We start from the raw sequence: 11,636 nt of genomic DNA, 5'->3' as shown, positions 1-11,636 counted from the left end.
AATGATCAGTAACATTAAAATCCTCGATGGCGGCATGGGCCGCGAACTGGCCCGCATGGGCGCACCCTTTCGTCAGCCTGAATGGTCGGCGCTGGCGCTGATGGAAGCGCCACAATTTGTCCGGGCTGCGCATGATGCCTTTATCGCCGCGGGTTCTCAGGTGATCACCACCAACAGTTATGCCGTCGTGCCTTTCCACATCAGCGAGCCGGTGTTTGCAGAGCAGGGCGCGGCGCTGATTGCGCTCTCCGGCAAACTGGCGCGTGAAGCGGCAGATTCGTCACCGTCTGCCGTGCAGGTCGCGGGTTCGCTTCCTCCGGTTCTGGGATCTTATCGTCCGGATCTGTTCGAACCGGTAGCCGCCAAAAAATTGCTGCGCGTGCTGGTGGATAATCTGACGGATTACGTCGATGTCTGGCTGGCCGAAACGCAGAGTTCTGTGGCCGAAGTGGAAACCGTTCGCGAGGTACTGGGCAATGACCCGCGCCCGCTGTGGCTTTCGTTCACCCTGCAGGACAACCTTGATGAATTCGGCAACGCGCTGCTGCGCTCGGGTGAATCAGTGAATGTCGCGGTAAACGCAGCATTGCGGGTGTCTGCGGGGGCGGTGCTGTTTAACTGCAGCCGCCCGGAAGTGATGGCGACGGCGGTCAACACGGCACGCGCCGCGCTGACCGCACAAGGTTCCGCACTGGATATTGGCGTGTACGCCAACGCATTCGAGCCTTCCGATAACAAACGTGGCGCGAATGAAGGGCTGAGCAAAATGCGTCAGGACACCGATCCTGCCGGTTATCTCGACTTTGCCAAAGACTGGGTGGCGCAGGGCGCCACCATGGTCGGCGGCTGCTGCGGCATCGGGCCGGAACACATTGCCGCGATGAAACAGGCATTTACGAAAAAATAACGCATAACAAAACGTCATAACGTATTGACGACATTTGAGGGCGCAGGCCCTCCCTGACAGGGGAAAACCATGATTGATCGTCGTTCATTTATTAAAAGTGCGGGGGCACTTTCCATTGCGGCTGCCACCAGTTCCACGTGGCTGGGCAAAGCCTTCGCTGCTGAGGCTGAAAAACCGAAGAAGGGCGGCCACTTAGTGGTGGGCGTCGATAACGCCTCCAGCACAGACCGCCTCGATCCGGCGTTCTGGTTCGAAACCTACATGTATTTTGTCGGTTCACAGCTGTTCAATAATCTGGTGGAAATCGATGAAAACGCCAGACTTGCGCCATCGCTGGCCGAATCCTGGGCATCCGCTGACGGCAGCAAAACCTGGGTACTGAAAATCCGTCAGGGCGTGCAGTTCCATGATGGCCGCTCGCTGGGCGCGAAAGACGTGGTCTACTCCCTCAATCACCACCGTGGCGAAAAATCCACTTCACCGGTGAAGGGATACTTAGAATCCGCCAGCTCGATCGAGGCCACCGGCGAACATGAAGTGACGATCAAACTGAATGCGCCGGATGTCGAATTTGTCTGGCTTCTCAGCGCCGTGCATTTTGCCATCACCGCAGAAAACGAAAGCTTTGATAAAGGCATCGGCACCGGAGCGTTCATTCTGGAAAAATTCCAGCCGGGCGTCACCACGCTGACCAAACGCAATCCGAACTACTGGAACAGCGAACGCGGCCACGTCGATTCTGTCGAAACGCTGGCGATGAACGACTCAACCGCGCGCGTGGCGGCGCTGGTCAGCGGCTCTGCGCAGCTCATCAACCGCGTGAACCCGCGTATTGTCAGCCGTATCGAACGGATGCCGAACCTGAAACTGGTGCGCGCCAAAGACAGTATGATTTATACCTTCCCAGGCCTGTCGAATCTGGCACCCTTTGATAACGTCGATGGCCGTCTGGCGCTGAAATACGCCATCGACCGTCAGCAAATCATCGATACCGTGCTCGGCGGTTACGCCAGCGTGGCGAATGACAACCCGATCTTCCCGTCGAACCGCTACTTCGCCAAAGACATCCCGCAGCGTCCGTACGACCCTGAAAAAGCCCAGTTCCACTGGAAAAAATCCGGCTTCAGCGGCCCGCTGACCCTCAACGTGGCGGATGCCGGTTTCCCCGGTGCCGTCGATGCCGGTCAGCTTTATCAGCAGTCAGCGGCCAAAGCGGGCATTAACCTGAATGTGGTGCGCGTGCCGGACGATGCGTTCTGGAATGATATCTGGCAGAAGAAAGCCTTTGTGTCGTCGAACTGGGCAAACCGTCCGACCGCGGATGCACTGCTTTCACTGGTATTCACCAGCCAGTCTTCGTGGAATGAATCGGCGTGGCACGTACCGGCCTTTGATGCGATGGTCAAAGCCGCGCGCGGTGAGCCGGACGAAGCGCGCCGCAAGCAGATTTACCACGACATTCAGGTCATGCTGGTGGATGAAGGCAGCGAAATCATTCCGCTGTACGCCGATGCGCTGGACGGGTGTTCCACCAAAATCAAAGGGTTCACCTCTGTGCCGGGGATGCCACTCAGTGGCAACCGTGCGGCAGAGAAAGTCTGGATCGAAAGCTGAACCGGGTAAAATAATGTCAGATTTGTCCTCTCCAAAAGTGACACAACGGCCTGCGGGCCGTTTTTCGCACTCCCGTTCCGGCCTGCTGAGCATGGTGCTGGTACGCCTGTTTTACGGCGTACTGATCGTCCTCGCGGTGTCGGTGCTGATTTTCGCCGGTGTGCAGTTGTTACCGGGTAACGCCGCCACGGCGATCCTCGGCCAGAGCGCCACGCCGGATGCCATTCGTGAACTGAACCTGCAACTGGGGCTGGATAAACCGGCGGTCAGCCGTTATCTGAGCTGGCTGTTTGGCATCCTGCACGGCGATTTCGGCACCAGTTTCTCCACCCGCGAAGCCATCAGCGGCCCGTTGTTTACCCGCCTTGGCAATACGCTGTTTCTGGCGGGCTGCACCGCGGCCATCGCCGTACCGCTGGCCCTGCTGATTGGCTTTATCTCGGTGCGTTTTCACGGCAGCTGGGTAGACACCCTGCTCAACGCCATCACCCGCGCCACCGTTGCGCTGCCGGAATTCTTCTCCGGTTATCTGTTGATCCTGATTTTCGCCATCACGCTGGCGTGGGCGCCGAGCAACAGCAGCATCACGGCGGACATGCCGCTGGCGGCAAAACTGTCGGCGATTTCCCTGCCGTGCGCCACGCTGGTGCTGGCGATCCTCGGGCACATGAGCAACATGACCCGCGCCGCGCTGATCGCCGCGCAAAGTTCTGCTTACGTGGACACCGCGCTGCTGAAGGGGCTGTCGCCGTCGCGCATTCTGTGGCGTCACGTTCTGCCCAACGCGATCGGCCCGATCATTAACGTCGTGGCAATCAATCTGGCTTATCTTATGGTCGGCGTGGTGATTGTCGAGAACGTGTTTGTGTATCCGGGGCTGGGACAGTACATGGTCGACAGCATCAGTAAACGCGATATTCCTGTGATGCAGGACTGTGCGTTGTTGCTGGCCGGGATTTATATCCTGTTGAATTTGCTGGCGGATGTGATGGCCCTGGTTGCCAATCCGCGTTTGCGCCACAACCGTTAAATCTTAGGAATTGCTGCAATGCCCGCTTTCGCTTCACTCAGACCCGCCTCCGCTCTTGGCCTGCTGGTGCTGAGCCTCTTTATTCTCATCGCTATTTTTGCGCCGTGGCTGGCACCCCATGCGCCGGATCAGACTCTCGGTATGTCGTGGGATTTGCCGGGGCCGGACGCCATTCTGGGCACCGATAATCTTGGCCGTGATCTGCTTTCGCGCCTCATCTGGGGAACGCGCGTTTCTCTCGGCGTAACCGCACTGGCGACGCTGGTGGCTTTCGCCGTCGGCTGCACCTTAGGCTTTATTGCCGGTCTGCGCGGTGGCTGGCTGGATCAGGTGATTTCACGCTGTAACGATATTGTGATGGCGATACCGACGCTTATTCTGGCGCTGATCGTGCTCGCGGTGCTGCCGAAAACCATTCTGGTGCTGACGCTGGTGCTCGGCCTGCTGGAATCTACCCGCGTGCTGCGGGTGGCGCGGTCATTAGCGGTGGATATCGGCGTGATGGAGTTTGTTGACGTGGCGCGGCTGCGCGGTGAAAGCCTCGGCTGGATCCTCTGGCACGTGATTTTACCCAACGCGTTACAGACGCTGATCGCCGAATTCGGCCTGCGTTTCATCTTTATTTTGCTGTTTCTCTCGGCGCTCTCGTTCCTCGGTTTAGGCATCCAGCCGCCAACCGCAGACTGGGGCGGGCTGGCGCGTGATAACAAAGACGGCATCTTGTTTGGCGTCTGGGCGGCACTGGTGCCGGGCGGTGCGATTGCCGTGCTGGCACTCGCGGTGAACGCCGTGGCGGACTGGCTGATGAGCGGGACCACGCGCGTCTGGGGGAGAAAAGCATGAGCGGGAATTTACTGAGCGTCGACAATTTACGCGTGGTTTCACAGGGAAAAAATCCGCGCACGCTGGTGGATAATGTGTCGTTTACCGTAAATCGTGGCGAAGTGCTGGGGCTGATTGGTGAATCCGGTGCCGGGAAATCGACCATCGGGCTGGCAATTCTCGGCCATTGCCGTCAGGGGATGCGCATCGAATCCGGCAGCATTTTGTTCAACGGTCAGGAGCTGACCACGCTTTCCGATCGCCGTTTACGTCAGGTTCGCGGGCGGCATATTGCCTACGTGGCGCAGTCTGCCGGGGCGGCGTTTAACCCGGCGATCACGCTGGGCGAGCAGGTGATTGAAGCCGCGCTGAAACATAAGGTGGCCGACCGCCGGCAGGCGCAGGCAAAAGCCCTCGAGTTGTTTGAATTGCTCGGTTTGCCTCAGCCGCAACAGTTTTATCAGCGCTATCCGCATCAGGTGTCGGGCGGCCAGTTGCAACGCGCGATGATTGCGATGGCGCTGTGCGCAGGCCCCGAATTGCTGATTTTCGATGAGCCGACGACCGCGCTGGACGTCACCACGCAGCTCGGCGTGCTGAAAGCCATCCGCGATGTGATCCGCCTTTCCGGCGTGGCGGCGATTTACATCAGTCACGATCTCGCGGTGGTGGCGCAGTTAAGCGATCAGATCATGGTGCTGCAACAGGGTAAAACCGTCGAACAGGCGCCCACTCCTCAGTTGCTGACGCAACCGCAGCAGGATTACACCCGGCGGCTTCTTCATGCGCAGGGAGAGGTAAAAACGCCGCAAACCGGCGACGCACCGGCGGCCCTGACGATAAACAACATCAGCGCCCGTTATCATGCGCAGCCGGTATTGCGCAGTGTGTCGCTGCGTCTGCCGCGCGGGCGCACGCTGGCGGTGATCGGTGAATCCGGCTCGGGGAAATCGACGCTCGGCAAGGTCATTTGCGGCCTGCTCAGCCCGGAGTCGGGAGAGGTGAGCCTGGGGCAGGAGCGTCTGCCTGCGAATCTGCGTCAGCGCAGCCGCCTGCAACTGCGTGACGTGCAGCTGATTCATCAGATCCCCGACACCGCACTGAACCCAAAAGAACGCGTCGGCAGCCAGATCGCCCGCGTGCTGAGCTGTTTTTCCGATCTCAACCGCAGCCAGCGCGATGCCCGCGTCAGGGAGCTGCTGGCGCAGGTCGGCCTGCACGCTGAACTGGCAGAACGTTTTCCGGCCGCACTCTCCGGCGGGCAGAAGCAGCGCGTTTGCATTGCGCGGGCGCTGGCGGCAGAGCCAAAACTGATTGTGTGCGATGAACCGACATCGGCGCTCGATCCGCTGGTCGCGCGCGACGTGCTGGCGCTGCTGCGTCGCATTCAGCAGGACACCGGCATCGCCTATTTATTCATCACGCATGATTTACAGGTGGTGCGTGAAATCGCCGATGAAGTGGCGGTTCTGAAAGAGGGCGTGATTGTGCGTCAGGGGCCGGTGGCGTCGACGCTGGTTGAACCGCTGGATGAATACACCCGCGAACTGCTGCGCTCGGTGCCTGAAATGCGCGTCGGCTGGCTGGAAGAGAGGTTTGCCAGCGTTATTCTCTGACCTTAATCCTCCTCACACATCCTCCCTCTTTGCAGGGGAGGATGTGACCCCGCTTTGTTCAGTAACGTTATAAATTCATTCACCTCTTTTTACACTTTCCATTCTGCTGTGCGCCTAAAGTTCCCCTTATTTCTACCGATAACCCCTCTGAATTAAATAAGATATTTGAAAGTAGTTTCGCTATGTAATCGTCAATATTTTGAATTATTTTTGATGGTATTTGTTTTTTATAGTCAGGAAATAAGGGAAAAAATGTTCAATTTTATCAGCAATATGAAGGTAGGCGCTCGTCTGGGCGCCGCCTTCGGTCTGGTTGTTTTGTTATTAATCATCGTCAGCGTTACCGCCATCACCAAAATAAGCAGCATTAACGACGCCGTAGAACAAATTATCGGCGATCGCTATGTCAAAGTGCGTCTGGCTTTTGATGTTCGTGACAGCGTCAATTCACAGATTAAATTCCTGCGCGGCATTGTCATTGATATTAAAAACCCTGAGCAAAATAAAAATCGTTATTTGCAGCTTGATAGCGCAACTCAGGAAACGAATTCCTCAATGAATAAAATTGCCGCGATCCAGAGCACGGTGACCGGGAAACAAAAAATTCAGGTGTTGCAAAAGGCCGGTGAAACGTTCGAAACCGCCAAGCAGGAGCTGATCGCACTGACCCGCGCCGGGGATGTGGACGGCGCCAACGAATACGTGTTGCGTAAACTGACCACCTCGCAAAACGCGTTCTTAGACCTGGCGAACGCGTTCGCGAATTCACAGGACCAACAACTGCGCGCCGAAGGCAAACAGGCCGTCGCAGAGGGCGCAACGGCCATTCAGCTGACGCTTATCTTCTCCGTCATCGCCGTTCTGCTGGCGATGATCATGGGCTATTTCCTCACCCGTTCGATTACCCGCCCGCTGGGCACGGCGGTGCAGGTGGCGGAAAGTGTCGCCGCCGGGGATCTGACCACGGACATTCGCGTGACCTCCACCGATGAAACCGGCCAGCTGATGCAGGGGCTGAAAAATATGAATGAAAACCTGCTCAGGATCGTCACCGAAGTGCGTTCGGGTACGCAGGCCATCAGCAGTGCGTCCAGTCAGATTGCGGCGGGTAACCTGGATCTCTCTTCCCGCACCGAACAGCAGGCCAGCTCGCTGGAAGAAACCGCGTCGGCCATGGAAGAAATGACCGCCACCGTGAAACAGAACGCCGACAACGCGCGTCAGGCGAATCAGCTTGCCGCACAGGCGTCGCGTGTTGCCGTCGAAGGCGGGGAAGTGGTCGGGCAGGTGGTCAGCACGATGGAAGGCATTAACGTTTCCTCACGCAAAATTGTCGATATCATTTCTGTGATTGACGGCATCGCTTTCCAGACCAACATTCTGGCGCTGAACGCCGCGGTAGAAGCCGCCCGCGCGGGTGAGCAGGGGCGTGGATTTGCGGTGGTGGCCTCAGAAGTTCGCAACCTCGCGCAGCGCTCTGCCTCTGCGGCAAAAGAGATCAAAGTGCTGATCGACGATTCAGTGTCGAAAGTCGATAACGGTACGCAACTGGTGGCGAAAGCCGGTGCCACCATGGCGGAAGTGGTGTCCAGCGTGAAGAACGTGACGGATATCGTCGGTGAAATCTCCATCGCCAGCCATGAGCAAAGCACGGGGATCGAAGAGATCAACAAAGCCATCACCCAAATGGACGAAGTGACGCAGCAGAACGCCGCGTTAGTGCAGGAAGCCTCGTCGGCGGCGTATTCCCTGAACGAACAGGCCGAGCGTCTGGCGGAGTCCATCAGCATCTTTAAAGTCAGCGCGGCGGGAGTGAACGCGCCGGTGCGTCAGACGCCGCCGTTGAAAAGACCGGCGCTGCTGTCTCACCGCATGAATTCTCCGCTGGACAAAGGTGATGAAGGTTCCTGGGAGACGTTTTAATTCCGGATTAATCGTCTCTTTCCGATAAACCTCTGACGCCAGCCCACGGGCGTCAGCGGTTGCTCAGCCTCTGTTTCTTATTCCGATAGCCGCTTTTTCTCCCGCTGAAAACCTCTTTCATTGATCCCGCCGTATAATGCGTGCCATTAAAAATACGCATCAAAAATTTAAATGTATGATGTCAGCGTTACCCATTGTTGATATACTGTACATAATTACAGTATAAGGAGTGAAATCATGGCTGTTGAAACAAAATTTGTGGTGGTCAGAAAAGGTGAAGAAAAAATGACATTTGCCAATAAGAAAGAAGCAGACGCCTACGACAAAATGCTCGACATGGCAGATACTTTTACTGACTGGCTGTTACAGAGCAACATTGAAATTGACGAAGCGCTGGCGGAAACCATCGCCATGCACCTCGCCGAGCAGAAAGACGCCGTTCAGCACATCCTGCGCACCAGCAAACTGCCTGAAACGGAAAGTGCCCCGGCGAACGTCGCAGCTCAATCAGACGTGACGGAAGAGGCTGATGCACAAGACACGCATACCGAAGACGCGCAAATGGAAGAACAGCCGGAAGAAGCGGTAAAAACCAAAAAGGTACGCGCCGTCAAAGCGGCCTGATGACCTGATAATAACGCCCTGATCGCGGTTTCCCGCTGTCAGGGCGTTTTTGCGTGGGCAGGCGGGCGACGCGCACTGACACCGGGATCGGATCAGGAACACATCTCTATACAGAAACCATAATTGTCCGCGTTATGTAACGCATATTGCGGATCTTTATCGCGCAAGTTTTTTGCCTCGTGAGCATATTTCTCGGCAGAGTAGTTGCCCGTTTTCCGGTTAGTGCCAATCACCAGATGAGAAAGCTCGTGTGCCAACGCAATAATCTGCACGCCGTTGTTATTCCGGTTTTTCATCAGATATTTCACCCGGTCATTGGTCTGTGCGGTACAGAATTTCCTGGTTAAATAAATGGCGGGAACACGTAAAGGATCATCGAGACGCCGGGAATAAGTATATGCAATCGCGGTGGGAATATTGGCAAGGGGATCAAAAGCGATCGTCAATGGCTTGGTTGAATTAACGAAGTTCTGTAATAACGTCAGCCTGGCCAGAAGTTCCGGTGACGACTCCATGTGCTTTCCAAACCAGCTTTGACGCGCCCAGCGTGCTCTGGCGGTATCCTGAGTGCAATATTGCAGGCCTGCCACCACCGCATTCCATGCCTGCATAATCACTTCCCGCGGGGCGATGTGTTCAATGACATCTTGGGTAATATGAGGAGTCATAAAAACCTTAATTATATGAAGCGATCCCGCCTCGTTATCTGAATGGACGAGTAGCATACCTTTTTATTCAGGCCGTTTTTAGCCGGGTGTCGTTAATTCGTTATTCCGGAGGGCGTTATTTCATAATAATTTTCCAGGCTGGCGGAAATAAGCTAATAAGTATTTATGCCATCAATTATTTTTAATTCATATATTCTAATTTCGGATGTATTTTTTCATTATTACGGGCGTGGCATCACGGCAATGCTTTATCGCGCTCACCCGGCCTCTGTGGGTAAACCCACGAAAATCCTCATAAAAAACAAGCATAACATCGCCCTGCGGGGGTAAACTGTCTGCGTTCATGAACTGACTTCATGAGTGCCACCTTCTGCCGCCATGCTTTTTAAGGAATACGCCATGCTAAAAGAAAACTTCAATGAGCTTCAGGTCTTTCTGGTCGTTGCCAGAGAGAGAAGTTTTACCAAAGCAGCGGGTAAACTGGGCGTCTCGCAGTCAGCGTTAAGCCATGCGATTAAAGGGCTGGAAGAGCGGTTAAACCTTCGTCTTCTCACCCGTACCACCCGCAGCGTCGCCCCGACGGAAGCGGGGGAGAGCATTATTGCCTGTCTCGAGCCACGCCTTGCCGATCTTGAGCAGGAACTTGACACCCTTCTTCAGAGCAACCGCGCCCCGTCCGGCAATATCAGGATTTCTGCGGGTGAACATGCCGCCCAAACTCTGCTGTGGCCAAAGCTAAAACCTTTCTTGTGGGAATACCCGGAAATTAATGTCGAACTGGTGGTCGATAACGGCTTCGTGAATATCGTCGATGGCCGGTTCGATGCCGGGGTTCGTCTGGGCGAGAGTGTGGATAAGGATATGGTGGCGGTTAAAATGGGGGGAGACATGCGCATGGTGGTGGTCGGCGCACCGTCGTATTTCAGCGATTACGGCATCCCGCGTACGCCGCATGAATTGCAGGATCACCGGTGTATTAACATGCGGCTGCCTACTGCCGGAGGCATATACCACTGGGAGTTTGAAAAAGAGGGCAAGCCGTTGCGCGTTAGGGTCGAAGGGCAGCTGATTTTCAATCATCTTGCTGAAAGAATTGATGCCGTGTTGTCCGGATTTGGTATTGCCTGTGTGCCGGAAGATTTGGTGGCAGAGGCGGTTAAATCGGGAGCCCTGATCCAGATCCTCGACGAATGGTGCCCGTCATTTCCGGGCTATTACCTGTATTACCCGAGCCGCAAGCAGCACCCACCGGCTTTCGCCCTGATGATTGATGCGCTGCGCTACAAAGAATGAATGACCGGCGGAATCTGCGAGAAACCGCCGGTCAGATGGCTTAACGCCCGACCCGCGCCTGCAATGCCGCCGGATAGCGCTCGCCGGTAATGTTGACCGAGTCCAGAGCCTGCGAGATTTTTTGCAAATCATCCGGTGAGAGCATTACGTCGGCTGCGGCCATGTTCTCTTCCAGGCGATGCAGCTTAGTGGTGCCGGGGATAGGAACAATCCACGGTTTTTGCGCCAGTAACCAGGCCAGCGCAATTTGCGCGGAGGTAACGTGTTTTTCTGCCGCCAGTCCGGACAGCAAGACCGTCAGGTGTTCATTGGCCTCAAGCGCTTCAGCGGCAAAACGTGGCACTATGCTGCGGAAATCATCCTCGCCAAAGGTGGTACCCGTTTTGATGGCACCGGTCAAAAAGCCTTTCCCTAACGGGCTGAACGGCACGAAGCCAATGCCCAGTTCTTCAAGCGTCGGTAAAATCTCTTGCTCAGGCTGACGCCACCACATGGAGTATTCACTTTGCAGTGCCGTTACCGGCTGAACCGCATGAGCGCGGCGAATGGTTTCAACACCCGCTTCGGACAACCCGAAATGCTTCACTTTCCCTTCGGCAATCAGGTCTTTTACCGCCCCAGCTACCTCTTCAATCGGTACGTCAGGATCGACACGGTGCTGATAAAGCAGATCGATAACATCCGTTTTCAACCGACGCAGTGAACCTTCAACCGCCTGACGAATATGCTCCGGGCGGCTGTTTAAATTCTGCTGTTTATTATCGTCGCCAAAGGTGAAGCCAAACTTGGTTGCAATAACGACCCGGTCGCGAAACGGTTTTAAGGCTTCCCCGACGACATCTTCATTCAGATAAGGGCCATACACTTCGGCGGTATCAAAAAATGTCACGCCGCGCTCAACGGCGGCACGGATTAACGCGACAGCCTCGCGGGTATCCGTCGCCGGGCCGTAGCCGTGGCTCAACCCCATACACCCCAGGCCGAGCGCTGAGACTTCAAGCCCTGAATTACCGAGATAGCGTTTTTGCATTGTTCAGTTCCTCACGATTTAGGTGAATCATAGGCGATGACATATCGCGGTGATGAATGAAGAGTAGCGGTAATCCATTAATAAATAATGGCGTGTAAACGGATAGACT

10 protein-coding genes are annotated in these 11,636 nt (G+C 55.7%); 8 read left to right on the top strand and 2 right to left on the bottom strand.

Annotation, left to right across the window (positions count from 1 at the left end; translation table 11 throughout):
* Position 1 precedes the first annotated feature (1 nt).
* The 7 genes from ABSH60_RS23205 (at position 2) to ABSH60_RS23175 (ending at position 8,536) form a co-directional block, all read left to right on the top strand.
* Positions 2-907, top strand: coding sequence for a homocysteine S-methyltransferase family protein (locus ABSH60_RS23205; RefSeq protein ID WP_390976428.1), 906 nt, complete (start codon positions 2-4; stop codon positions 905-907).
* A gap of 72 nt (positions 908-979) precedes the next feature.
* Positions 980-2,521 (top strand): ABC transporter substrate-binding protein, encoded by a 1,542-nt coding sequence (locus tag ABSH60_RS23200; protein ID WP_200930281.1) that lies wholly within the window; start codon positions 980-982, stop codon positions 2,519-2,521.
* A 91-nt stretch (positions 2,522-2,612) separates the two neighbouring features.
* On the top strand, positions 2,613-3,551 hold the full coding sequence (locus tag ABSH60_RS23195) for an ABC transporter permease (RefSeq protein ID WP_122096938.1): 939 nt from the start codon (positions 2,613-2,615) through the stop codon (positions 3,549-3,551).
* An 18-nt stretch (positions 3,552-3,569) separates the two neighbouring features.
* Complete coding sequence (locus ABSH60_RS23190; protein WP_056772537.1) at positions 3,570-4,394, top strand: ABC transporter permease; 825 nt, start codon at positions 3,570-3,572, stop codon at positions 4,392-4,394.
* Positions 4,391-5,989, top strand: coding sequence for a nickel ABC transporter ATP-binding protein NikE (locus tag ABSH60_RS23185; RefSeq protein ID WP_390976426.1), 1,599 nt, complete (start codon positions 4,391-4,393; stop codon positions 5,987-5,989). The genes ABSH60_RS23190 and ABSH60_RS23185 overlap by 4 nt, the downstream gene beginning before the upstream one ends.
* 252 nt (positions 5,990-6,241) lie before the next feature.
* Positions 6,242-7,912, top strand: coding sequence for a methyl-accepting chemotaxis protein (locus ABSH60_RS23180; protein ID WP_390976424.1), 1,671 nt, complete (start codon positions 6,242-6,244; stop codon positions 7,910-7,912).
* Positions 7,913-8,149: 237 nt separating this feature from the next.
* Positions 8,150-8,536 (top strand): YebG family protein, encoded by a 387-nt coding sequence (locus ABSH60_RS23175; RefSeq protein WP_183849175.1) that lies wholly within the window; start codon positions 8,150-8,152, stop codon positions 8,534-8,536.
* Between the two features lie 92 nt (positions 8,537-8,628).
* On the opposite strand, the gene ABSH60_RS23170 is transcribed toward ABSH60_RS23175, so the two are convergent.
* Complete coding sequence (locus tag ABSH60_RS23170; RefSeq protein ID WP_056772526.1) at positions 8,629-9,204, bottom strand: M35 family metallo-endopeptidase; 576 nt, start codon at positions 9,202-9,204, stop codon at positions 8,629-8,631.
* Positions 9,205-9,603: 399 nt separating this feature from the next.
* On the opposite strand from ABSH60_RS23170, the gene ABSH60_RS23165 reads away from it, so the two are divergent.
* Positions 9,604-10,497, top strand: coding sequence for a LysR substrate-binding domain-containing protein (locus ABSH60_RS23165; protein WP_390976421.1), 894 nt, complete (start codon positions 9,604-9,606; stop codon positions 10,495-10,497).
* Between the two features lie 40 nt (positions 10,498-10,537).
* Here the strand turns inward: ABSH60_RS23165 and ABSH60_RS23160 are convergent, their stop codons facing one another.
* Positions 10,538-11,527 carry an aldo/keto reductase gene (locus ABSH60_RS23160; RefSeq protein WP_056772521.1) on the bottom strand — a complete coding sequence of 330 codons (990 nt, stop codon included), beginning with the start codon at positions 11,525-11,527 and terminating at the stop codon, positions 10,538-10,540.
* Between the last annotated feature and the right edge of the window lie 109 nt (positions 11,528-11,636).

The organism is Rahnella sp. R3(2024), from assembly GCF_042920125.1.
GTDB classification, from domain to species: domain Bacteria; phylum Pseudomonadota; class Gammaproteobacteria; order Enterobacterales; family Enterobacteriaceae; genus Rahnella; species Rahnella rivi.
The sequence above is the reverse complement of the archived record's forward strand: the minus strand, read 5'-3'. Positions and strand labels throughout refer to the sequence as shown.